Origin of the sequence: Streptomyces sp. NBC_01454 (assembly GCF_036227565.1) — a bacterium.
Taxonomy (GTDB): domain Bacteria; phylum Actinomycetota; class Actinomycetes; order Streptomycetales; family Streptomycetaceae; genus Streptomyces.
In genome coordinates this window covers 2,738,589-2,760,211 of record NZ_CP109460.1, presented here as the reverse complement: position 1 = coordinate 2,760,211, position 21,623 = coordinate 2,738,589, and the positions used below count along the sequence as shown (strand labels likewise).

Below are 21,623 nucleotides of genomic sequence, written 5' to 3'. Positions count from 1 at the left end.
CCGAGGCCCGGCCCGGGCGGTCAGCTCTCGAAGGTGGTGGCCAGCGCTTCCGCGAGGCCCGGTACCAGCGCCGCGCCGGTGAGCACCTCGGACGTGGAGTCCTTCTCGCGCAGCCGCAGCGCCGATTCGCGGCGGCCGTCGCGCAGCACGGCCACCGTCATCCGGACCTCCTGGCGGTCCGGGTGCTCGGCGACCCAGGTGGCGAGCTGCGCCTCGTTCATGCCCGCGGGCTCGGAATCCTCGGCCGACGGCGGCAGCATCAGCCGCTCCACGGTCAGTGCGCAGCCGCTCACGGCATCCGGCCAGGCGATGGTGGCCAGGAACTCGTCCAGCGGGACGCCCGCCGGGATCTCGTCCTGCTCCACGGGGGTCAGGGAAGCGGTGGTGGAGTCGTCGATGCCGAGCTGTGCGGCGAGCGAGGGCTCCTGTGCGCGCAGCTTGGCGGTGTCGACGAGGGCGAACAGTCGGGCGGGCTGGTCCCAGCCGAGCCCGGCGCTGTACTCGTCGATTTCGAGCACCGCACGGGTCAGGGGGTCGGCGGCGAGGGGGGTGCCGTCAACGGGGAGGTTGGTCATGCTGCACATCGTGCCTTGTATCCCCCCGAAATCGGGAACCGGGTAAAGCCTTCGTAAGTTGCATCAGTGGGTCCTACTATCGCCGGGCCTGCTCCACACGACAGCGAACTTCGAGGTGCGCACCTTGGCTTTCCAGATGCCGGACCGCGGCGGAGGCCCGACAGGGCCACGGATCAGAGTCGGCCGACCATCGCGGCGGATCCGGACCCTGCTCATGACATTGGGTGTGCTGGCCGTACTGGCCATGCTTTTCGTGATGTTTGCGGGGTTTTGGACGGATTGGCTCTGGTATCGATCGGTCAAGTACTCCTCGGTCTTCACCACCACCCTGTGGACCAAGATCGGACTGTTCTTCTCCTTTGGCGTCGTGATGGCCTCGGCCGTCGGCGTCAACATCTGGCTGGCGCACCGGCTGCGGCCGCCGCTGAGCGCGATGTCCATGGAGCAGCAGAGCCTGGACCGCTACCGGATGGGCATCGCGCCGTTCAAGAAGTGGGCGCTGATCGCGATCACCGCGGCGATCGGCCTGATCGCCGGCGCCTCGGCCTCCGGCGAGTGGCGCACCTGGCTCCAGTGGGTCAATGGCGTGCCGTTCGGCAAGACGGACCCGCAGTTCGGCAAGGACATCTCCTTCTGGACCTTCGATCTGCCCTGGTACCGCTTCCTGTTGAGCTTCGGCTTCGCCTGCGCGGTGCTGTGCCTGGTCGCCGCGGCGCTGACCCACTACCTCTACGGCGGACTGCGGCTGACCAGCCCCGGCTCGCGGGCGACGGCAGCGGCGACCGGTCATCTGTCGGTGCTGCTGGGCATCTTCGTCTCGCTCAAGGCGATCGCCTACTGGCTCGACCGGTACGGCCTCGCGGTCAAGTCCAGCGGCCTGAAGTCGGCCGACAACTGGACCGGCCTGCGCTACGTCGACGCCAACGCCTATCTCCCGGCGAAGACCATCCTGTTCTTCATCGCGGCGATCTGCGCGGTGCTGTTCTTCGCGACGCTGTGGCGGCGCACCTGGCAGCTGCCGGTGATCGGTTTCGGGCTGATGGTGCTCTCGGCGATCCTGATCGGCGGGCTCTATCCGGCGATCGTGCAGAAGTTCCAGGTCCAGCCGAACGAGCAGGCCAAGGAAGCGCCGTACATCAAGCAGAACATCAAGGCGACCCGGGACGCGTACGGCATCCAAGGCTCCGAGGTCACCCCGTACAAGGGCAACTACAAGCCCGCCGACAAGGCGGACAGCCAGCGGCTGCGCGACGACGCCGACACCACCGCCAGCCTGCGGCTGCTCGACCCGAACGTGGTCTCGCCGGCCTTTCAGCAACAGCAGCAGGTGCGTGGGTACTACCAGTTCCCCTCCACCCTCGATGTCGACCGCTACAAGGACAAGGACGGTGCCGAGCAGGACACCGTCATCGGTCTGCGTGAGCTGAACATCGCCGGCATCCCCGAGCGCAACTGGATCAACGACCACTTCAAGTACACCCACGGCTACGGCGCGGTCGCCGCCAAGGGGACCGAGGCCGCCGACGGCGGCGGCCCGAAGTACACCGAGTCGGATCTGCCCGCCAAGGGACAGCTCGGCTCGTACCAGCAGCGGGTCTACTACGGCGAGAAGACCACCCAGTACTCCATCGTCGGCGGTCCGCAGAAGGAGCTGGACTACTCCGACGACAGCGGCGAGAAGAGCTACAGCTACCGGGGCACGAGCGGTGTCAGCCTCGCCAACCCGGTCAACCGCGCCGCCTACGCGGTGGCGTTCGGTGAGCCGCAGATCCTCTACTCCGGCGCGATCGGCGACGGCTCGCGGATCCTGTACAACCGCACGCCCAAGGAGCGCGTGGAGTCCGTCGCCCCCTGGCTGACCATCGACGGCGACGCCTATCCGGCGGTCATCGACGGCCGGATCAAGTGGATCGTGGACGCCTACACCACCAGCAACGGCTATCCGTACGCCTCGCGCACCACGCTCGGGGACAGCACGGCCGATTCGCTCACCGACGGCCAGCGGGCGGTGGTGGCCCAGCAGAACCAGGTCAACTACATCCGCAACTCCGTCAAGGCGACGGTGGACGCCTACGACGGCTCGGTCAAGCTCTACCAGTGGGACGAGAAGGACCCCGTCCTCAAGACCTGGATGAAGTCCTTCCCCGGCACGGTCCAGAAGAAGAGCGCCATCAGCCCGTCGCTGCGCGAACACCTGCGCTATCCGCAGGACCTCTTCAAGGTGCAGCGCCAGCTGCTCACCACCTACCACGTCACGGACCCCGGCACCTTCTACACCGGATCCGAGCGCTGGCAGATCCCGAACGACCCGACCACCAAGTCGGGCAACGCCGTCCCGCCGTACTACCTGAGCATGAAGATGCCGGACCAGAAGGACCGGGCCTTCTCGCTGACGACGACCTTCACGCCCAACAAGCGGGACAACCTCGGCGCGTTCATGGCCGTCGACGCCAATGCGACGAGTCCGGACTACGGCAGGATCAGACTCCTGAAACTGCCCTCGCAGACACCGGTGCCGGGGCCGCAGCTGGTGCAGTCGAAGTTCAACTCCGATCCGAACATCGCCAATGAGCTGAACATCCTCAAGAAGCTCGGCGACTCGGAGATCGAGTACGGCAATCTGCTGACCGTGCCCCTGGACGGCGGTCTGCTGTACGTCGAACCGGTCTACCTGCGCGGCGCCAACACCAACTACCCGCTCCTGAAGAAGGTGTTGGTCAGCTACGGCGACAACAAGCCCGTCCTGGAGGACTCCCTCAAGGACGCGCTGGACGTGGTCTTCGGCAAGAAGGCGCCCAGTACGGGCACCGAGAAGCCGCCGGGCGGCAGTGACACCGGGCAGCAGCCGTCCGGCCAGACGGTGCAGCAGGCCCTGTCCGACGCCCAGAAGGCCTACGAAGAGGGCGAGAAGGCACGTGCCGCGGGCGACTGGGCCGGTTACGGCGAGGCCCAGAAGAAGCTCAAGGCCGCGCTGGACCGGGCGGCGAAGGCGTCCGAGAAGGGCGGCAAGCCGGGCGGCTGAGCCGGCCGGCACGACGTTCTGGCCCCGCGCCGCCGGTTCGCACCGCGGCGCGGGGGCCGCACCGGTCCGGGGGCCGGCCGGTGCCGTGATACCTTGTGGACACAACGACGCGGGGTGGAGCAGCTCGGTAGCTCGCTGGGCTCATAACCCAGAGGTCGCAGGTTCAAATCCTGTCCCCGCTACTGAATGACCAAGGCCCGGATCCCTCAGGGATCCGGGCCTTCGTCGTGTGTTCCGGCCGATATCGGTCAAGGCCGGGTCGTGCGGCCGATGTGGGGAAGGTGTGTGCTTGAGTTTGCCAAGTCGTCGTGTCGGGAAGTCGACAAACCGCTGAAGTGACCTCACTTGCTGCGGTATACCAGGTGTACGCGGGTAACAGGTGATGCGACGATGGGTCTTATGGGGGACAAGGCAAGGTTGTTGGAGACAGACCGGTTTGTGCATGCGCCCGACGACGGGCGCGAATCCGAGCTGCAGATGGACGCGATGGAGGCGGCCGAGGCCGCCGAGGCGTCCGATGCCGTGACCGAGTCCGGCCACCGCCGGGCCGCAGAGGCGGGCGACACCGCCGCGATGAGCGCGCTGGGCGCGATGCTGCTGCGCCGCGGTGACCTCGACGGCGCCGAGCCGCATCTGCGCTCCGCTGCCGCCGCCGGTGACCGTGCAGCCGCCAATAACCTGGGCGTCCTGCTCCATCAGCGGGGCTATGCGGACGAGGCGGGCGGCTGGTGGCGGATCGCCGCCGTGGCCGGTTCCGCCGCCGCCGCGCACGCCCTCGGGCGCCACTACCGCGAGCGCGGCGACGAGCCGGCCGCCGAGTACTGGCTGCGCCAGTCCGCCGAGTCCGGCCACTGCCTGGGTGCCTACGCGCTCGCCGACCTCCTGGAGCACCGCGGCGACATCGGCGCCGGACGCTGGTTCCGTACGGCCGCCGAGCGGGGCCACCGCGAGGCTGCGTACCGCCTCGCCCGGCTCATCGAGGACGGCGGCGACGCGGACCACCGCGCGACCCCCGCGTACGGCGAGCTGAGCCGGCAGGAGGAGGCCGAGCAGTGGTACCGCCAGGCCGCCGCGCGCGGCCACCGGCGGGCCGCGCTGCAGCTGGGTGCGCTCCTGGAGGACCGTGGGGACGTCCAGGAGGCGGGCCGCTGGTATCTGTCCGCCGCCAAGGACGGCGAGGCCCGCGCCGCCTGTGCGCTGGGCTTCCTGCTGCGCGACGCGGGGGACGAGGAGAGCGCGGCCGAGTGGTGGCGGCGCGCCGCCCAGGACGGCGACGGCAACGCCGCCAACGCGCTGGGCGCACTCCACGCCGACCGCGGCGAACTGCAGACCGCCGAACGCTGGTACCGCGCCGCCCTGGACGCCGGGGACGTCAACGGCGCCTACAACATCGGCCTGCTGTGTGCCGCACAGGGCCGGGAGGGACGGGGCGAGCAGTGGTACCGCCGCGCCGCCTACGCCGGGCACCGCGAGGCCGCCAACGCGCTGGCCATCCTGCTGCTCCAGCGCGGCGACGCCTCGGGCGCCGAGCCGTGGTTCTCCAAGGCGGCCGAGGCGGGCAGCGTGGACGCCGCGTTCAACCTCGGCATTCTCCATGCCGGCCGGGGCGCCGAGCGTACGGCGCACGCCTGGTACGAGCGGGCGGCCGCGGCGGGGCACACGGACGCGGCGCTGCAGGTCGCCATCGTGCAGCTGCGGGACGGTGAACTCCAGGACGCGGAGCGGAATCTGCGCTGCGCGGCCGGCGGGGGCAGCGCCGAGGCGGCCTTCCGGCTCGCGGATCTCCTCGACCGCCAGGCGTCGGCCGCCGGCGAGGGGCTCGCGGACGGTGAGCGCCCGGCGGACGACGAGAGCATGCGGTGGTACGAGCGGGCCGCGGCGCAGGGGCACCGCCGTGCCCAGGTCCGTATGGGCATGTTCGCCGCGGCCCGCGGGGACGTGGTCGAGGCCGCGGACCGCTACCGCGCGGCGGCCGAGGCGGGCAGCCGGAACGGTGCCTTCAACCTCGGGCTGCTGCTGGCCCGCGAGGGCAGCCTTCCCGAGGCCGCCCTGTGGTGGCAGCGCGCCGCCGAGGGCGGGCACGGCCGGGCGGCCCTGCGGCTGGCGCTGCTCGCCGCCCGGCGCGGGGCGCTCGCGGAGGCGCAGAGCTGGTGCGCCCGGGCCGTCGAGCTGGGGCCGCCGGAGGTCGCCGAGCGCGCGGCGCGGCTGCGGACGGCGCTCCAGGAGGAGCTCAGCGCCTGAGCCCAGGGCCGGGTCCACGGGGCCCGGCCCGGGGCCGGGCCGCGGGGCGGGCCCTGGGCCGCGCGGAAGGGATTTGCGCTGGTCGTCGGGCCGGGGTTAGAGTAAAGACACAACGACGCGGGGTGGAGCAGCTCGGTAGCTCGCTGGGCTCATAACCCAGAGGTCGCAGGTTCAAATCCTGTCCCCGCTACTGAAGACGAAGGCCCGGATTCCTTGGGAATCCGGGCCTTCGTCATGTCGTCTTCCGGGTGCGGCGCCGGTTGTCTTGCGCCGTGCGCCGGCCCGGGCAGGGGCACGCACGGTGGCCGGAAAGCGTGGTGCCCCGGCGGTGCGGCGCCATGCCGGATTCGGCCGGGCGGTGGCTGGGCAGTGGTGCGGTGTGCGCACGCGTGGGGGTGTGGCGACAGCGGCGGGACCGGTGGGCGGGGCCGGGCACACGAAGGAGCCCGCGGCCGGGTGGGCGCGGGCTCAGCGGGGCGTACGGCGTGCCGTGCGGCGGGGGCGGCCAGGAAGCCACCAGGAAGGGGGCCGCCACCCCGTGGGGTCAGGACGGGGCGCTGCACTTGGGGCAGATGCCCCGGTAGGTGACGGTGACCTCGGAGACCTGGAAGCCGTAGCGCTCCGGCTCGGGCAGCGCGGAGAGCGGGTCGCCCTGGACGTGGACGTCGCGGATCGTGCCGCACTGCGAGCAGACGAGGTGCTGGTGGTCGTGGTGGGCGTTGGGGTCGTAGCGCTTGGCCCGGCCGTCGGTGCTCACCTCGAGCACCTCGCCGAGCGAGACCAGTTCGCCCAGGGTGTTGTAGACCGTGGCGCGGGAGATCTCCGGGAGCCGGTCGGAGGCCCGCGCGTGCACCTCGTCGGCGGTGTAGTGGACGTGGTCCCCGTCGAGGACCTCGGCGACGACGCGTCGCTGCGCGGTCAGCCGCCAGCCGCGTCCTCGGAGCCGTTCCAGCAGGTCACTCATGCCATTCACCTATCAGTCAGATAAAGCCAGGGTAGCAGTGGTAGGTCCATGACCGGATCGAGTACTGCTTTCGCATTCTTCTTGACTTAGACATTGTCCAATGTAGGATCGTGATCGGCGCAAGCCAAGGCAGGTGGAGAAGACTTTTCAGGAGGCGCACGTGTCGGTAGAGAGCACCACCGGACCGCTGACCACGGAGTCCGGGGCTCCGGTCGGGGACAACCAGAACAGTGAGACCGCCGGCGCCGGCGGTCCCGGCCTCATCCAGGACCAGCTCCTGATCGAAAAGCTCGCGCACTTCAACCGCGAGCGCATCCCGGAGCGCATCGTGCACGCCCGTGGCGCCGCTGCGTACGGCACGTTCACGGTGACCGCGGATGTGACCAAGTACACCCGCGCCCACTTCCTCTCCGAGGTCGGCAAGCAGACGGAGACGTTCCTGCGCTTCTCCACCGTCGCGGGCAACCTCGGCTCGGCCGACGCGGTGCGTGACCCGCGCGGCTTCGCGCTGAAGTTCTACACCGAAGAGGGCAATTACGACCTCGTCGGCAACAACACCCCGGTGTTCTTCATCAAGGACGCCATCAAGTTCCCGGACTTCATCCACACCCAGAAGCGCGACCCGTACACCGGCTCGCAGGAGGCGGACAACGTCTGGGACTTCTGGGGTCTGTCGCCCGAGTCCACCCACCAGGTCACCTGGCTGTTCGGCGACCGCGGCATCCCCGCCTCGTACCGCCACATGAACGGCTACGGCTCGCACACCTTCCAGTGGAACAACGAGGCCGGCGAGGTCTTCTGGGTCAAGTACCACTTCAAGACCGACCAGGGGATCAAGAACCTCACCACCTCCGAGGCCGCCGAGACCTCCGGGCTCGACCCGGACAGTCACCAGCGCGACCTGCGGGAGTCCATCGAGCGGGGCGAATTCCCGTCGTGGACCGTGCAGGTGCAGATCATGCCCGCGGACGAGGCGGCCGCCTACCGCTTCAACCCGTTCGACCTGACCAAGGTCTGGCCGCACGGGGACTACCCGCCGATCGAGATCGGCAAGCTGGAGCTCAACCGCAACCCGGAGAACATCTTCGCCGAGGTCGAGCAGTCGATCTTCTCCCCGCACCACTTCGTGCCGGGTATCGGCCCGTCCCCTGACAAGATGCTCCAGGGGCGCCTTTTCGCGTACGGCGACGCCCACCGCTACCGCGTCGGCATCAACGCCGACCACCTGCCGGTGAACCGCCCGCACGCCGCCGAGGCGCGCACCCACGGCCGTGACGGCGCGCTCTACGACGGCCGTCACGCGGGCCGGAAGAACTACGAGCCCAACAGCTTCGGGGGCCCGGTCGAGACCGGCCGTCCCCTGTGGCAGCCGGCCACCGTGACCGGCCCCACCGGCGAGCAGGAGGCGCCCTCGCACGCCGAGGACACCGACTTCGTCCAGGCCGGTGACCTCTACCGCCTGATGTCGGAGGACGAGAAGGGGCGCCTGATCGACAACCTGGCGGGCTTCATCTCGCAGGTCTCCCGCGACGACATCGCACAGCGGGCGATCGAGAACTTCCGCAAGGCGGACGCGGACTACGGCAAGCGGCTGGAGGCCGCGGTCCAGGCCCTGCGCGGCTGAGCGGTCGCCCTTGCGGCCAAGCCTCCCCCAGCTCATGCCGGGAGGTACCGCCAGCCGCTCTCGCGGAGGTGGTTGCGCGCCGCAAGGGGTTGCTCAATCGTCGCTTGCCGTAAGAAGCGAAGAGGCCGGATGCCATGGGGCTCCGGCCTCTTCGTGTGCCCGGCCGAGGGGGCGCGCGGCCCTTCAGGCGGGCACGGAGCGGGCCCGCTCCGTGGTGGTCGACCAGATGCGGATGATGTCGCGTACGGACACCACGCCGACCGGTTCCTGGTCGTTGAGCACGATCAGATGGCGGAAGCCGCCGCGCACCATGGCCTCCGCGGCATCCTCAAGGGTCCAGTCCGGGGCGGCGAAGACCACGTCCGGGGTGGTGTGGGTCTGGGCGGTCTCCCGGTCGGGATTCTCGCCCGCGCCGAGCGAGTTGAGGATGTCGCGTTCGGTGAGGATGCCGATGCCACAGGTGTCGTTGTCGAGGACCACGGCCGCGCCGAGGCGGCGGGCCGCCATCAGCTGTGCCGCCTGGCGGAGGGTGTGAGCGGGCCCGATGGTGAGGACCACCGTGCTCATGGCGTCTTTGACGTGCATGGGCATGGAAGGGAGCCACCTCCTTGGTGAATGTGCCTTGCGAAGAGATTCACAAGTTCACAAAGTGGGGGATTCTCATGTTCACATGCCCGCGGTGGGGCAACAAGGGGTAAGTGCTGGACGAGTGTCTGAATAGTCGCCTTTGTGCAGGTCAGCGGGCGGAGTCGCCGAGATAACTCAGCAGATCCTCGTGCAGCAGGCCGTTGGAGGCCGCCGCGTTGCCGCTGTGCGGGCCCGGCTTGCCGTCCAGGCCGGAGAACTGTCCGCCGGCCTCGTTGACGACCACGGCACAGGCCGCCATGTCCCACAGCGACAGCTCCGGCTCCGCGCAGATGTCCACCGAGCCCTCGGCGATCATCATGTACGGCCAGAAGTCGCCATAGCCGCGGGTGCGCCAGCAGTCCCGGCTCAGATCGAGGAAACCGGGCAGCTTGCCGCGCTCCTCCCAGCCGGTCAGCGAGGAGTACGCGAACGACGCGTCCTGGATGCGGCCGACCTTCGAGACCTGTAGCCGGCTCGCGGAGGTGAGACTGCGGCCCGTGTAGGCGCCCAGGCCCTCGGCGGCCCACCAGCGGCGGTTGAGCGCCGGTGCGGAGACGATGCCGACCACCGGGCGGTCCCCGCCCTCACCGCGCTCCATCAGTGCGATCAGCGTGGCCCAGACCGGCACCCCGCGGACGTAGTTCTTGGTGCCGTCGATCGGGTCGATGATCCAGCGGCGCGGCCCCGCGCCCTCGCTGCCGAACTCCTCGCCGAGCACCGCGTCCCGTGGCCGGGCCCGCTGGAGCTGGCCGCGGATCAACTCCTCGGCGCCCTTGTCCGCCTCACTCACCGGCGTCATGTCCGGTTTGGTCTCGACCTTGAGGTCGAGGGCCTTGAAGCGCTCCATGGTGGCGGCGTCCGCGGCGTCCGCGAGCACATGGCCGAGGCGAAGATCATCGTGATAGTCGGGCATGTGCGAACAGTATCCACTGGTATACGCGGGAGCCACACGGCCATGCGCCGCCGGGCGTGTGACGCTCCGGTCCCCGCCGTCAGGTGGCGGCCGCGGCGACCCTTGACAGTATCTGGCGCCCCGTCAATTCTGTGCGCACACCGGCCGACCGGGCCGGCGGCCGGGGAGGCGACGGATGCCCGCAGCGCGTGAATCCTTGCTGGACGCCGCGTACACGGCGCTGACGGACCGGCCCTGGGCGGCCGTGCGGATGGTCGAGGTGGCGGCCGCCGCCGGGGTCTCCCGGCAGACGCTGTACAACGAGTTCGGCAGCAAGGAGGGGCTGGCCCGCGCCCTCGTCCGCCGCGAGACCGACAAGTGCCTGGCCGGGGTGGCACGGGCGCTGTCGCGCCGCGCCCCGGCGGGCGGAGTGCGGGGCGACGCGGCGGGCCGGGTGGTGGCCGCGGCCGCCTGGACGCTGCGCACCGCTCGGGCCAACCCCCTGGTCAGAGCCGCTCTGACCGGCTGCTGGGGAGACCGGCTGCCGCCCGCCCCGACGGCGCCCGCCGACCCCGCGCCGGGCGGGGCGGCCCGACCCGGCGTGCCCGCACCGCGTGCCGCGACGCCCGGCGAGGGGCCGCTGCCGGGGCCCGACGAATTCGTCGGCCGCTTCTGCGACCAGGCGGTCGCGGCACTGCGGCCCGGCTGGCCCGAGGAGGAGTTGCCCGCCCTGGACAGCGCCTGCGAGACCGCGGCGCGGCTGACCCTGTCCTGGGTGCTCGCCCCGCCGGCCGCGGGGGTGGCGGCCGCGCCGGGACGTGTACCGCGGCAGCGCCCGCGCCGGGAGCCGGACACCGAGGCGGTGTCCCACCTCGTGCGGAGCGCCTTCGTACGGATGACGGCCGGCGGACGGCCGTCCGCCGGAAGCTGACGAGGCGTCAGAGAAGGGGGGGCGGACACCCCAGCGGCGGGGCGCCGGCTCAGTGTGCCGAGCCCGACAGCTGCAGTCCGATCACACCGACGATGACCAGGCCGATGGAGACGAGCTTCAGGGTCGAGACCAGATCGCCGAGGAAGATCATGCCGTAGATCGCCGTGCCGGCCGCACCGATCCCGGTCCACACCGCATACGCCGGGCCGACGTCGAGCTTGCGCAGCGCCAGCGTCAGCAGACCGAAGCTGCCGAGGGCGAAGGCCGCGAAGGCGATGGTGGGAAAGAGGCGGGTGAAGCCGTGCGACAGCTTGAGACAGACGGCGAAGCCGGTCTCCAGGATCCCCGCCACCACGACCAGCAGCCACGCCATGTCCGCATGCCTCCGTCAGTTGGGTGGGCGGCGAGGGGACGTCGGAATCACTCGTTCGGGTCCCGCCCGGGCGCTCGGGCCTGAACGGCCTCCGCGCCGGCCTCGGTGTGATTATGCCCTTACCGTGCGCGGTCGGCGGCAAACGTCGGCGGTCAGTCGCCCTCGCGTCGCTCCCGGGTGGCCAGCAGACGCCGCAGGGAGTACAGGCGGGCCGGGTCGGCATGGCCGTCGCTGACCCACTCGTCCAGCGCGCAGTCCGGCTCGTCGTGGCTGCAGGCGCGCGGGCAGCCGGCGGTGCCGGGCTCCAGATCCGGGAAGGCGTGGATGACCCGGGACGGGTCGACGTGGTGCAGCCCGAAGGACCGTACGCCCGGGGTGTCGATGACCCAGCCCGAGCCGCCGGGCAGCGGCAGTGCCAGCGCGGAGGTGGTGGTGTGCCGGCCGCGGCCGGTGACCGCGTTGACATGTCCGGTGGCCCGGCGGTGCTCCGGGACCAGGGCGTTGACCAGGGTGGTCTTGCCCACGCCGGAGTGCCCGACGAACGCCGTCATCCGGCCCGCCAGGCCGGCCCGGACCTGCTCGGCGGCGCTGCCGTCGGCGAGTTCGTCGCGGTTGGTGACGATGTAGGGGACACCGAGGGCGCCGTAGGACTCCAGCAGGCTGTCGGCGGACGCCAGATCGGACTTGGTCAGCACCAGCAGCGGGTCGAGCCCCGCGTCGTAGGCGGCGACCAGACAGCGGTCGATGAGCCGGGGGCGCGGCTCGGGGTCGGCGAGCGCGGTGACGATGGCGAGCTGGTCGGCGTTGGCGACCACGACCCGCTCGAACGGGTCGTCATCGTCGGCCGTACGGCGCAGTGTCGAGGTGCGCGGCTCGACCCGGACGATCCGGGCGAGGGTGTCCTTGGCGCCGGTCAGATCGCCGACGACGGCGACCCGGTCGCCGACCACCGCGCTCTTGCGGCCCAGTTCGCGGGCCTTCATCGCGGTGACCGTCCGGCCGTCGATGAGGCAGGTCAGCCGGCCGCGGTCGACGGTGAGGACCAGGCCCTCGCCGGCGTCCGCGTGCTTGGGACGGATGTTCGTACGGGGACGGTTGCCCTTGGGGTTGGGCCGGAAGCGGATGTCGTCCTCGTCGGGGTTCTTGCCGTAGCGGCGCATGGCGGCCGGACCTCAGACTCTCCGGGCGGGGACGGCCGCCGGATCGAGCATGTCCGTCCACATCGCGGGGAAGTCGGGCAGGGTCTTGGCGGTGGTGGCGACGTTCTCCACCTCCACGCCGTCGACGGCCAGACCGAGGACCGCGGCGGCGGTGGCCAGCCGGTGGTCCTCGTAGGTGTGGAAGATCCCGCCGTGCAGGGGGCGCGGCCGGATGTGCAGGCCGTCCGCGGTCTCGGTGACATCGCCGCCGAGTTCGTTGAGCTCCTTGGTGAGCGCGGCCAGCCGGTCGGTCTCGTGCAGCCGCAGATGAGCCACCCCGCGCAGTGTGGAGGGGGAGTCGGCCAGCGCGGCGACCGCGGCGATGCCCGGGGTCAGCTCGCCGACCTCGCTCAGGTCGACGTCGATGCCGTGGATCCGGCCGCTGCCGGTGAAGGTCAGCCCCTGGTCGGTCAGCTCGCAGGAACCGCCCATGGTGGTGAAGATCTCGCGCAGCGCGTCACCGGGCTGCGTGGTGTGCGCGGGCCAGTCCGGGACGGTGACCCGGCCGCCGGTGACCAGCGCCGCGGCCAGGAACGGCTGGGCGTTGGACAGATCCGGCTCGACGACCAGATCGCGGCCGAGCAGGGCGCCGGGGGTGACCCGCCAGACGTTCGGCTCGCCGCCCGCCTCCGGGGTGTCCACCTGGGCGCCGACGCTGCGCAGCATGTCGACGGTCATCCGGATGTGCGGCATGGAGGGCAGCGCCGCGCCCACGTGCCGGACCTCGACGCCCTGGTTGAAGCGCGGCGCGGACAGCAGCAGGGCGCTGACGAACTGGGAGGACGAGGACGCGTCGATCTCGACCGGGCCGCCCTCCAGGGCGCCGCCGCCGAAGACCGTCATCGGCAGCGCGCCGCGGTTGTCGTCGTCGATCCGGGCGCCCAGGGTGCGCAGCGCCTCGATCACGCCGCCGAGCGGGCGCTCGTAGGAGCGCGGGTCGCCGTCGAAGCGGATCGGGCCGTCGGCGAGCGCGGCGACCGGGGGGAGGAAGCGCATGACCGTGCCGGCGTTGCCGACGTCGACGGTGGCCGGGCCGTGCAGCCCCGCGGGGATGACCCGCCAGGCCTCGCCGCCGCCGGGCTCGCCCGCGGCGCCGGTGGAGCCGGCGGAGCTGGAGGACGCGGTCTCCTCGATGCCGACGCCGAGGGTGCGCAGCGCCTCGGCCATCAGCAGGGTGTCCCGGGAGCGCAGCGGGCGGCGCAGCCAGCCGGGCTCGGAGGAGAGGGCGGCCAGCACCAGGCCGCGATTGGTGACCGATTTGGAGCCGGGCACGGTGACGGTTGCGTCGACGGCACCGGATGCGAGGGGGGCGGGCCACAGGGCGGGGTGTGCGGGGCTCTCGGTCATGCCTTTACTTTAATGGCTGGGGCAGGGGTGCCGATCTTGATCAAAAGTGGCGCAATCCCGGCGAAACATGGCACTGCTAAGGCGGCCGTCCACAGGGTGGGACCGGACCGGCCGGATCGTCCGGCGCGGCGCCGCGGCAGCCGGCCACCTGCCGCCGGCACCTGCCGCCGGCGTCACAGCCCCAGCAGCCAGCGCCCGCCCCCGATCAGGGAGCACAGCGTCACCACGTGGAAGAGGCCGAGCCAGACGGCGGCCGGGACATGGGTCAGGCGCGCCAGCTGGTCCGGGTCGGAGTCCGCCGCGCCGCCCCGGCGCCGCTTGCCCATCAGCTCGAACGGCGGCCGCACCCCGCCCAGCAGCAGGAACCACACCACCACGTACGCGAACGCCGCCTGCACCTGGGGCGTCGTCAGCCAGGAGACCAGCACGAACGCGGCACCGGCCAGGACGACGGTGAGCACGCCGTAGGCGTTACGGATCATGATCAGCATCGCCAGCAGCAGCAGGGTGGCGCCCCACAGCAGCGCCGTGATGTGCCCGGCGGCGAGCAGTGCGGCGCCGGCCAGGCCCAGCAGGGACGGTGCGATGTAGCCGGCCGCGGCGGTGAGCACCATGCCCAGGCCGGTGGGCTTGCCCCGCGAGACGGTCAGACCCGAGGTGTCGGAGTGCAGCCGGATGCCGTCGAGGCGGCGGCCGGTCAGCAGCGCGATCAGGCCGTGCCCGCCCTCGTGCGCGATGGTGACGGCGTTGCGCGCGAGCCGCCAGGCGGTGTGCGGGACGACCGCACCCAGCGCGAGCACCGCCGTGCTGATCACCAGCCAGAGGGAGGGGGCGGGCTGGGTCCCGAAGACCCGGCTCCATATGTCGGTGAGGTGGTCGGTGTCCATGTCTCCCCTTCGTGTGGCATGGCAGTGTGGCATGCATGTGCGGTAGGTATGCAGCGAGTCGTCGCCCCGAGGACCTGGCGGGAATCTTCGGCGTTCAGCGGTGGGAGCCGACGGAGACCCTGGCGCCCAGCTGGAACGTGGCGCCGACGGATCCGGTGCACGCGGTGCTGGAACGTCCGCTCAAGGGCCCGGCGGCCGAGGCCTTCGTGCCGGGCAGTCCGGTGCGCCAGCTGCGGGCGCTGAAGTGGGGGCTGGTGCCGTCGTGGTCGAAATCACCCGCGGCCGCCGCGAAGATGATCAATGCCCGGGCCGAGACCGTGCACGAGAAGCCGTCCTTCCGGCAGGCCCTCGCGGCCCGCCGCTGCCTGCTCCCCGGTGACGGCTATTTCGAGTGGGTCACCGCCCCCACGGAGCGGGAGCTGGAGGAGCAGGGAAAGAAGAAGCGGCCCCGCAAGCAGCCGTACTTCGTGACCCCGGCGGACGGCTCGGTGATGGCGCTGGCCGGTCTGTACGAGTTCTGGCGGGACGCGACCCTGCCCGGCGACCACCCGCTGGCCTGGTGGGTGACCTGCACGGTCGTCACCACCGAGGCCGAGACCACCCCGCTGGCCGGGGCGGGCGGCGGCGAGGGGCCGCAGGCGCTGGCCGACATCCACCCCCGGATGCCGCTGGTGCTGACCCCGGACCGCTGGGACGCCTGGCTCGACCCGGCCCGGACCGACCCCGACGAGGTGCGGGCGCTGCTGGCGCCGCCGCCGGCCGGGCTGATGCGCGCCTATCCGGTGCCGACCGAGGTCAGCAACGTCCGCAACAACGGGCCCGAGCTGGTCACCGAGCTCGACGGCCCGGAGGTCGGCACGCTGTTCTGAGGCGCCGCCGGGCGTGCTGCGGTGCCCTTCGGGCCGCGGCGCGGGCAGGATGGGCCGTGAGCGACGCGGCGCCTCGGACCCCGGTCGGACGGTGCGCGCGGTGTGACGGTGAGGCCCAGTGAAGCGAGGTTCCGGCATGAGCACAGCGGCGAGGGAGACCGAGACGGTCGGGACGCCGGCGGGCGACGCCCGGATCACCTGGTACCGCGAGGCGGAGCCGGCCCGGGCCGTGGTGGCGGTGAGCCACGGGGCCGGCGGGGGCATCGAGGCGCGCGATCTGCGGGCCCTGGCGGCCGCGCTGCCGGCCCGCGGCTACACCGTGGCGCTGGTCGAGCAGCCGTGGCGGGTGGCGGGCAGGAAGGTGGCGCCCGCGCCGAAGACCCTCGATGCCGCATGGACCGCGCTGTGGCCGGCGCTGGAGAAGCCGGGGCTGCCGGTGGTCGCCGGCGGCCGCAGCGCCGGCGCCCGGGTGGCCTGCCGTACGGCACGGGAACTGGGGGCGCAGGCCGTCCTGGCGCTGAGCTTCCCGCTGCACCCTCCGGGCAGGCCGGAGAAGTCGCGGGCGGAGGAGCTGACCGGCGCCGGGGTGCCGACGCTGGTCGTCCAGGGTGGCCGGGACCCGTTCGGTCGGCCGGAGGAGTTCCCGCCGGGCACGGAGCTGACCGAGATCGCCCATGGGGACCACGGTTTCGCGGTCCCGAAGAAGGCGGGCGTCGGCGAGGCGGAGTCGATGGGCCGGCTCACGGACGCGGTGGCGTCCTGGCTGGACGGGATGTTCGGCTGACCCCCGCGGTGCCGCCGCGCGGGGTCAGTTCCCGCCCCGCCCGCGCGGACGGGCGCGGATGTGCATCCGCTCGCCCTGGCTGCCGAACAGGCTCAGCAGCTCCACGGGGGCGTCGCCCGCGGGCCCGAACCAGTGCGGCAGCCGGGTGTCGAACTCCGCGGCCTCCCCGGCCCGCAGCTCCACCTCGCGGTCGGCGAGGAGCAGCCGCAGCCGCCCGGACAGCACGTACAGCCACTCGTACCCCTCGTGCGTCCGCTGCTCGGGCGGGCCGCCGACCGGGTCCATGACCAGCTTGAACGCCTGCAGGCCGCCCGGCTGGCGGGTCAGCGGCACCGCGGTCAGGTGCGCGCGCCGCAGCGGTGCCGCGCGCACCCGCGGATCGCCCACCTCCGGCGCCCCCACCAGCTCGTCCAGCGGCACCTGATGGGCCTGCGCCAGGGGCAGCAGCAGTTCGAGGGTGGCCTTGCGGCCGCCGGACTCCAGACGCGACAGGGTGCTCACCGAGATGCCGGTCGCCCCGGACAGCGCGCTCAGCGTCACCCCCCGCTCCTGCCGCAGCCGCCGCAGCCGGGGGCCCACCGCCGCGAGCACGTTCGCGTATGCGTGATCGGTCACCCCTCCATTGCCGAAGCAGCAAGTGGGTTTGTCAAGTCCTGGGGGAGCGGGCCGGGGGCGCCGGGTGCCCGTCGGGCGTTGGGCGGGCCCGGGAAGGTGGCGGGGAAGCGGTGCCGGCGGGCCGGGAATGACGCGGCGGGCAGGGCTGTTGTGTCTGTCGTAGCCCGAGTACGTCCGGCGAAGCATGAGGAATGGGAGTCCGCCGCATGGGAATCGCTTGCCCCGCCCGCCCGGCCGCCAATCTGCCGTGGTCGCAGATGCAGGTGACGCAGCCCGCCCTTGCCGGAGCGGCGGCGGCACCGGATCGTCGTCTATTCTCCGAATCGGGTGGGTCCGCATCCGGGACCACGACGGTGTTGGAGGAGGTGGGTCCGGTCACGGGTACCGACGCAGGGACCGACGGCACGGCTGAGGAGAGGGCTCAGGAGAGCGCCGCCGAGCGCAATGCGCGCTTCGAGCGGGACGCGCTGACCTTCCTGGACCAGATGTACTCCGCCGCGCTGCGCATGACCCGTAACCCGGCCGACGCCGAGGACCTGGTGCAGGAGACGTACGCCAAGGCGTATGCGTCCTTCCACCAGTTCCGCGAGGGCACCAATCTCAAGGCCTGGCTGTACCGCATCCTGACCAACACCTTCATCAACTCCTACCGCAAGAAGCAGCGCGAGCCGCAGCGCAGCGCCGCCGAGGAGATCGAGGACTGGCAGCTGGCGCGCGCCGAGTCGCACATGTCGACGGGGCTGCGCTCGGCCGAGTCGCAGGCGCTGGACCACCTCCCCGACTCCGATGTGAAGGCCGCCCTCCAGGCCATCCCCGAGGAGTTCCGTATCGCGGTCTACCTCGCGGATGTCGAGGGGTTTGCCTACAAGGAGATCGCGGACATCATGGGGACACCCATCGGCACGGTGATGTCCCGACTGCACCGCGGCCGCCGCCAACTGCGCGGCATGCTGGAGGATTACGCCCGTGAGCGCGGGCTGGTCCCGGCCGGGGCGGGGGCTGCGGACCCGCAGGCCGCGCGGACGTCGGAGTCGCACGACCGGAAAGGCTCGGGATCATGAGCTGCGGAGAGCCGCACGAGAAGGACTGCTCCGAGGTCCTTGACCACCTCTACGAGTATCTCGACCGGGAGATGCCGGAGGGGGAGTGCGCAGATTTCCAGGTGCACCTCGACGAGTGCTCGCCGTGCCTGGAGAAGTACGGCCTGGAGCAGGCCGTCAAGAAGCTTGTCAAGCGCTGCTGCGGCCATGACGACGTCCCCAGTGACCTGCGGTCCAAGGTCATGGGCCGGATCGACCTCATCCGGGCCGGGGAGACCGTGCCCGAGGTGAGCGTGCTCGAACAGGCCAAGAGGGAACAGGCCCAGCGCGAGCAGGCGGACGCCGGGGCCGGCGGCTCCGGGCCGGCGGCCGGTCCCTCCGAGGCCGGTCCGTCCGAGGCCGGTCCGTCCGATGCACGGACCGAGGCCGCGCGGACCGAATAACCGCGGCACGTCACCCTAAGGGGTGAGGGGTGGGGCGATTCGTCCCGCTCGATTTCCCGATGCCCCTTCCCGGGCCCTCCGGCCCGTCTATTCTCACCGACCCGAGTGCACCGCTGAGGCGGCGCGCAGGGACTGTCCCGGCTCCTCCGGAGCGTGGGCGAGAGCGGCGGGTTCGACGAGGAGGGCGCGATGCGGGGACTTCCGGCGGCCGCGCGAGGGTATATCGGCGCCGCCGCACTGGCCGCGGCGCTGTGCGCCGCCCCCGCGATACGCCTCGGCGCCGGCGCCCCCTGGAGCAGCACCCTGGCCCTGGCCCTGTTGTACGCGCTGTGTGAACAGGTGCGCCGCTGCCCGCCCTTGGGCGGCCGGGTGCCGTCCGGCACGGGTCCCGCCGCGGGGCCCGCGAGCTTTCCCGCCGGCTGGGCCAGCCCCGTCCTGCTCGCCGGGGTCTGTCTGCTGCCGCCGCCGCTGGCCGCGCTGACCGCCGTCCCCGGTGCGCTGACGGGACCGGCCGAGGCCCGCCCGGCCGGCGCCCGCAGGCTCTGGCACGCCGCCGAGCTCGCGCCGGCCTGCTGGGCGGCCGCCCAGGTCTTCCGGATCACCGGCGGCCACCCTCCGTTGTCCGCACCGCAGTTCCCCCTCCTGCTGCTGCCGGCCGCGGCCGCCGCGACGACCTTCTGCGCGGTGCTGGCGGCGCTCGACGGCGGGGTGCTGGTCGCCGCCGAGCGGCACCCCGTACGCACCGCCTGGCGCGGGCTGCTGACCCGTTCCCTGGGGCCGCATCTGGTGCACGGGCTGGCCGGGCTGATGATGGCGGTGCTGTGGCGCAGCTCGTACGGGCCGCCGGCGGCGCTGCTGGTGCTGCTGCCGATGTGCCTGTCCTGCTGGGTCTTCGCCCGGTGCCACCGCGAACGCGCCGCCCATCAGGCCACCCTGCGCGCCCTCGTGCAGGCCGTCGACATCAAGGACCGCTACACCCGCGGCCACAGCGAACGGGTCGGGCGCGCCTCGGTGATGATCGCCCGGGAGCTGGGCATGGCGGAGGACCGCGTGGAGGTGCTGCGGTTCGCCGGCATCCTGCACGACGTCGGCAAACTCGGCGTCCCCACCCGGCTGTTGCGCAAGGACGGCCCGCTGACGCCGCAGGAGCGCCGGATCATCGAGCTGCATCCCGAGTACGGACACGAGATCGTGCGCGGCATCGGCTTCCTGGGGGAGGCGCGGTCGGCCATCCTGCACCACCACGAGCGGCTGGACGGCCGCGGCTACCCCTATGGGCTGAGGGGGCATCACATTCCGGAGTACGCCCGGGTGGTGGCGGTCGCCGACGCCTTCGACGCGATGACCTCGACCCGTTCCTACCGGCGGGCCCGGCCGGTGCCGGCGGCCGTCGAGGAGCTGCGCAGGTGCGCCGGGGCGCAGTTCGACCCGCGGATGGTCCGGGCGCTGGTGGCCTCCCTGGACCGGCACGGCTGGCACCCGGAGCTGGTGACGGCGGCCGAGGCGGAGCCCGGCGCCCCGCGGGACGGCGACGGCGTGCCGCGGCCGGGCGGGGAGCCGGCCGGCGGCGGGGAGCGCGCGACGGTGCCGCCCGCGCCGCGGCCCGAAGAGGCCGGACGGGACGGCGCCCGGTGAGCGGCGCCCGGGGCGACCCCCGGCGCCGTTGGCCCGGCGTGCGCCGGGCGGCGGACGGCCCGGCCGCCGGTGCTCCGCGCGCCGGGGCGGCGTCCTGCGGCGCACGCGCCGTCGTCGCCGCGGTCTACGTCCCGGCCGCCGCGCTGGCGGGCTGGTCGCTCGGCCGGACGCTGTGGGGCGGCCTGCACCAGCCCGGGATCGCGCTGGCCTTCGGGGTGCTGATCGCCGTGGGGGAGCTGGTGGGCTCAGGGAGGGCGCCGGCGGCCGGGCCCGGGCGGATGCCGGGGGAGCGGGAGGGCGCCCCGCTCGGCGCGGCCGGGGCCCTCGCCTACGCGCTGCTCGGCGCGGCCGGCGGCCGGCCCACGACCCATGGCGTCGCGCAGATCGTGGCCGTGGTCCTGGCGGCCGGGCTGGTCGGGCTCGTCCGGCAGCTCGCGCGCGGGGCGGGCCCGGGGCTCGACCATCTCGCCCGCCGGGTGCTGACCATCGGCTTCGCCGCCACCTGCTTCCAGCCCCTCTACAACACCGGGACGCTGGACGCCTGGGTGGCCTCCGGGCCGGTCTACCCCCTCTTCATGATCGCCCTGATGGCGCTGACCGCGCTGTGCGACGCGGTGCTGGCGGCCGCGCTCGCCCGGGCCCGTACCGGCTGGCCGTACGGGCCGCTGCTGCGCGACGAGTTGCGGGCGCTGCCCGGCATCGGCTCGGCGATCTGTGCCACCGGCGTGGTGATCGCGCTGGCCACCGCGGTCGTCGGGCTGTGGGCGCTGCCCGTCTTCTGTCTGCCGCTGCTGCTGACCCAGTTCGCTTTCCGGCGCTACGCCGCGGTCCGTGCCACCTACCGCCAGACCATCGCCTCGCTGGCCCGCTCCACCGAGATCGCCGGTTACACCCCGCACGGCCACGCCCGCCGGGTGGCCGCGCTCAGCCGCGCCGTGGGCCGCGAACTGGGACTGCACGGTCCGGACTTGGACGTGCTCGAACACGCCGCCCTGCTGCACGACATCGGTCAGCTCTCGCTCGTGGACCCGGTGCCGGACGGGGCGACCGCCCCGCTGCCGCCCGACCGGCAGCGCCGGATCGCGCTGCTGGGCGGCGCCGTTGTCCGGCAGACCGGGGCCCCCGCGGAGGTCGCGTTGATCGTCGAGCGGCAGGCCGATCCGTACCGGGACCAGCCGGTCACGGCGCGTATCGTCCGCACCGTCAACGCCTACGACGATCTGTCGGGCACCTCCGCGGGGCCGGGCGGCCCGCTGCGCGCCCTGGAGCGGCTGCGGCTGGCCACCGCACGGGACCACGAACCACGGGTCGTCGAGGCGCTGGCCCGGGTCCTGTCGTGCGGCGGCCGCGCGGTGTGAGATGGCCGACTGCGGCGGGCGGCGCGGAGCGGGCGGCGCCCGCTCCGCGGCAGGTGGAGCGGCTGCCCCGCCGCGTCCTGCCCCGGCGGGCCGCAGACCGCCCCGGACGGGCTCCGGCGGGCCCCTGGGGCCGCCTCAGCGCCCCGCCCCCGCCGCCGGTCCCGCGCCGTGCGCCCGAGGTTCGGGAACCCATGGGT

The 21,623-nt window shown here is 72.6% G+C and carries 19 protein-coding genes and 2 tRNA genes; 12 read left to right on the top strand and 9 right to left on the bottom strand.

Going from position 1 to position 21,623, the window contains the following annotated elements:
• Positions 1-20: 20 nt before the first annotated feature.
• Positions 21-575 carry a PPA1309 family protein gene (locus OIU81_RS11905; protein WP_329146621.1) on the bottom strand — a complete coding sequence of 185 codons (555 nt, stop codon included), beginning with the start codon at positions 573-575 and terminating at the stop codon, positions 21-23.
• Positions 576-789: 214 nt separating this feature from the next.
• Here OIU81_RS11905 and OIU81_RS11900 point away from each other — a divergent pair, with 214 nt between their 5' ends.
• The 4 genes from OIU81_RS11900 (at position 790) to OIU81_RS11885 (ending at position 6,028) form a co-directional block, all read left to right on the top strand.
• Positions 790-3,597, top strand: a complete 2,808-nt coding sequence (locus OIU81_RS11900; RefSeq protein ID WP_443073973.1) for a UPF0182 family membrane protein — start codon at positions 790-792, stop codon at positions 3,595-3,597.
• Between the two features lie 108 nt (positions 3,598-3,705).
• Positions 3,706-3,779: transfer RNA gene (locus OIU81_RS11895), tRNA-Met, on the top strand.
• A 208-nt stretch (positions 3,780-3,987) separates the two neighbouring features.
• Positions 3,988-5,838, top strand: coding sequence for a sel1 repeat family protein (locus OIU81_RS11890; RefSeq protein WP_329146619.1), 1,851 nt, complete (start codon positions 3,988-3,990; stop codon positions 5,836-5,838).
• Positions 5,839-5,954: 116 nt separating this feature from the next.
• A tRNA-Met gene (locus tag OIU81_RS11885) sits at positions 5,955-6,028 on the top strand.
• Positions 6,029-6,382: 354 nt separating this feature from the next.
• On the opposite strand, the gene OIU81_RS11880 is transcribed toward OIU81_RS11885, so the two are convergent.
• Positions 6,383-6,802 carry a Fur family transcriptional regulator gene (locus tag OIU81_RS11880; protein WP_329146618.1) on the bottom strand — a complete coding sequence of 140 codons (420 nt, stop codon included), beginning with the start codon at positions 6,800-6,802 and terminating at the stop codon, positions 6,383-6,385.
• Positions 6,803-6,962: 160 nt separating this feature from the next.
• On the opposite strand from OIU81_RS11880, the gene OIU81_RS11875 reads away from it, so the two are divergent.
• Positions 6,963-8,426 carry a catalase gene (locus OIU81_RS11875; RefSeq protein WP_329146616.1) on the top strand — a complete coding sequence of 488 codons (1,464 nt, stop codon included), beginning with the start codon at positions 6,963-6,965 and terminating at the stop codon, positions 8,424-8,426.
• A 183-nt stretch (positions 8,427-8,609) separates the two neighbouring features.
• On the opposite strand, the gene OIU81_RS11870 is transcribed toward OIU81_RS11875, so the two are convergent.
• Together OIU81_RS11870 and hisN are read right to left on the bottom strand one after the other, a co-directional pair.
• Entirely contained in the window at positions 8,610-9,011 is a 402-nt protein-coding gene (locus OIU81_RS11870; RefSeq protein WP_329155066.1) for a CBS domain-containing protein, read from the bottom strand.
• Positions 9,012-9,162: 151 nt separating this feature from the next.
• Positions 9,163-9,966: a histidinol-phosphatase gene (gene hisN, locus OIU81_RS11865; RefSeq protein ID WP_329146614.1), complete on the bottom strand. Its 804-nt coding sequence runs from the start codon at positions 9,964-9,966 to the stop codon at positions 9,163-9,165.
• Positions 9,967-10,141: 175 nt separating this feature from the next.
• Here hisN and OIU81_RS11860 point away from each other — a divergent pair, with 175 nt between their 5' ends.
• Entirely contained in the window at positions 10,142-10,876 is a 735-nt protein-coding gene (locus OIU81_RS11860) for a TetR/AcrR family transcriptional regulator (protein WP_329146612.1), read from the top strand.
• A gap of 49 nt (positions 10,877-10,925) precedes the next feature.
• Here the strand turns inward: OIU81_RS11860 and OIU81_RS11855 are convergent, their stop codons facing one another.
• The 4 genes from OIU81_RS11855 to OIU81_RS11840 form a co-directional block, all read right to left on the bottom strand.
• Entirely contained in the window at positions 10,926-11,249 is a 324-nt protein-coding gene (locus tag OIU81_RS11855; RefSeq protein ID WP_329146610.1) for a DMT family transporter, read from the bottom strand.
• Positions 11,250-11,401: 152 nt separating this feature from the next.
• Positions 11,402-12,409, bottom strand: a complete 1,008-nt coding sequence (rsgA, locus tag OIU81_RS11850) for a ribosome small subunit-dependent GTPase A (protein ID WP_329146608.1) — start codon at positions 12,407-12,409, stop codon at positions 11,402-11,404.
• A gap of 12 nt (positions 12,410-12,421) precedes the next feature.
• On the bottom strand, positions 12,422-13,795 hold the full coding sequence (gene aroA, locus OIU81_RS11845) for a 3-phosphoshikimate 1-carboxyvinyltransferase (RefSeq protein ID WP_329146606.1): 1,374 nt from the start codon (positions 13,793-13,795) through the stop codon (positions 12,422-12,424).
• Between the two features lie 173 nt (positions 13,796-13,968).
• The gene (locus OIU81_RS11840) at positions 13,969-14,682 is read right to left on the bottom strand and encodes a M50 family metallopeptidase (RefSeq protein ID WP_329146604.1); all 714 of its coding nucleotides are present in this window, start codon (positions 14,680-14,682) and stop codon (positions 13,969-13,971) included.
• A gap of 35 nt (positions 14,683-14,717) precedes the next feature.
• On the opposite strand from OIU81_RS11840, the gene OIU81_RS11835 reads away from it, so the two are divergent.
• Together OIU81_RS11835 and OIU81_RS11830 are read left to right on the top strand one after the other, a co-directional pair.
• Positions 14,718-15,551 (top strand): SOS response-associated peptidase, encoded by an 834-nt coding sequence (locus OIU81_RS11835; protein WP_329146602.1) that lies wholly within the window; start codon positions 14,718-14,720, stop codon positions 15,549-15,551.
• Positions 15,552-15,687: 136 nt separating this feature from the next.
• A complete protein-coding gene (locus tag OIU81_RS11830; RefSeq protein WP_329146600.1) occupies positions 15,688-16,335 on the top strand; it encodes an alpha/beta hydrolase family protein in 648 nt (215 codons plus the stop codon).
• Positions 16,336-16,359: 24 nt separating this feature from the next.
• Here OIU81_RS11830 and OIU81_RS11825 read toward each other — a convergent pair whose 3' ends face one another.
• The gene (locus OIU81_RS11825; RefSeq protein WP_329146598.1) at positions 16,360-16,950 is read right to left on the bottom strand and encodes a helix-turn-helix domain-containing protein; all 591 of its coding nucleotides are present in this window, start codon (positions 16,948-16,950) and stop codon (positions 16,360-16,362) included.
• Positions 16,951-17,315: 365 nt separating this feature from the next.
• Between OIU81_RS11825 and OIU81_RS11820 the strand changes: the two genes are divergently transcribed.
• The 4 genes from OIU81_RS11820 (at position 17,316) to OIU81_RS11805 (ending at position 21,426) form a co-directional block, all read left to right on the top strand.
• On the top strand, positions 17,316-18,011 hold the full coding sequence (locus OIU81_RS11820) for a sigma-70 family RNA polymerase sigma factor (RefSeq protein WP_329146596.1): 696 nt from the start codon (positions 17,316-17,318) through the stop codon (positions 18,009-18,011).
• Entirely contained in the window at positions 18,008-18,433 is a 426-nt protein-coding gene (rsrA, locus tag OIU81_RS11815; protein ID WP_329146594.1) for a mycothiol system anti-sigma-R factor, read from the top strand. Before OIU81_RS11820 ends, rsrA begins: the two co-directional genes overlap by 4 nt.
• Before the next feature lie 189 nt (positions 18,434-18,622).
• Positions 18,623-20,068: an HD-GYP domain-containing protein gene (locus tag OIU81_RS11810; protein ID WP_329155064.1), complete on the top strand. Its 1,446-nt coding sequence runs from the start codon at positions 18,623-18,625 to the stop codon at positions 20,066-20,068.
• Positions 20,065-21,426 (top strand): HD-GYP domain-containing protein, encoded by a 1,362-nt coding sequence (locus OIU81_RS11805; RefSeq protein WP_443073972.1) that lies wholly within the window; start codon positions 20,065-20,067, stop codon positions 21,424-21,426. Before OIU81_RS11810 ends, OIU81_RS11805 begins: the two co-directional genes overlap by 4 nt.
• Positions 21,427-21,623: the final 197 nt, after the last annotated feature.

What these genes read in the sequence shown, in the direction of transcription:
- OIU81_RS11905 (WP_329146621.1), bottom strand. Translation starts at nt 575, where the DNA reads ATGACCAACCTCCCCGTTGACGGCACCCCCCTCGCCGCCGACCCCCTG.
- OIU81_RS11900 (WP_443073973.1), top strand. Translation starts at nt 790, where the DNA reads ATGACATTGGGTGTGCTGGCCGTACTGGCCATGCTTTTCGTGATGTTT.
- OIU81_RS11890 (WP_329146619.1), top strand. Translation starts at nt 3,988, where the DNA reads ATGGGTCTTATGGGGGACAAGGCAAGGTTGTTGGAGACAGACCGGTTT.
- OIU81_RS11880 (WP_329146618.1), bottom strand. Translation starts at nt 6,802, where the DNA reads ATGAGTGACCTGCTGGAACGGCTCCGAGGACGCGGCTGGCGGCTGACC.
- OIU81_RS11870 (WP_329155066.1), bottom strand. Translation starts at nt 9,011, where the DNA reads ATGCACGTCAAAGACGCCATGAGCACGGTGGTCCTCACCATCGGGCCC.
- hisN (WP_329146614.1), bottom strand. Translation starts at nt 9,966, where the DNA reads ATGCCCGACTATCACGATGATCTTCGCCTCGGCCATGTGCTCGCGGAC.
- OIU81_RS11860 (WP_329146612.1), top strand. Translation starts at nt 10,142, where the DNA reads ATGCCCGCAGCGCGTGAATCCTTGCTGGACGCCGCGTACACGGCGCTG.
- OIU81_RS11855 (WP_329146610.1), bottom strand. Translation starts at nt 11,249, where the DNA reads ATGGCGTGGCTGCTGGTCGTGGTGGCGGGGATCCTGGAGACCGGCTTC.
- rsgA (WP_329146608.1), bottom strand. Translation starts at nt 12,409, where the DNA reads ATGCGCCGCTACGGCAAGAACCCCGACGAGGACGACATCCGCTTCCGG.
- aroA (WP_329146606.1), bottom strand. Translation starts at nt 13,795, where the DNA reads ATGACCGAGAGCCCCGCACACCCCGCCCTGTGGCCCGCCCCCCTCGCA.
- OIU81_RS11840 (WP_329146604.1), bottom strand. Translation starts at nt 14,682, where the DNA reads ATGGACACCGACCACCTCACCGACATATGGAGCCGGGTCTTCGGGACC.
- OIU81_RS11835 (WP_329146602.1), top strand. Translation starts at nt 14,718, where the DNA reads ATGTGCGGTAGGTATGCAGCGAGTCGTCGCCCCGAGGACCTGGCGGGA.
- OIU81_RS11830 (WP_329146600.1), top strand. Translation starts at nt 15,688, where the DNA reads ATGAGCACAGCGGCGAGGGAGACCGAGACGGTCGGGACGCCGGCGGGC.
- rsrA (WP_329146594.1), top strand. Translation starts at nt 18,008, where the DNA reads ATGAGCTGCGGAGAGCCGCACGAGAAGGACTGCTCCGAGGTCCTTGAC.
- OIU81_RS11810 (WP_329155064.1), top strand. Translation starts at nt 18,623, where the DNA reads ATGCGGGGACTTCCGGCGGCCGCGCGAGGGTATATCGGCGCCGCCGCA.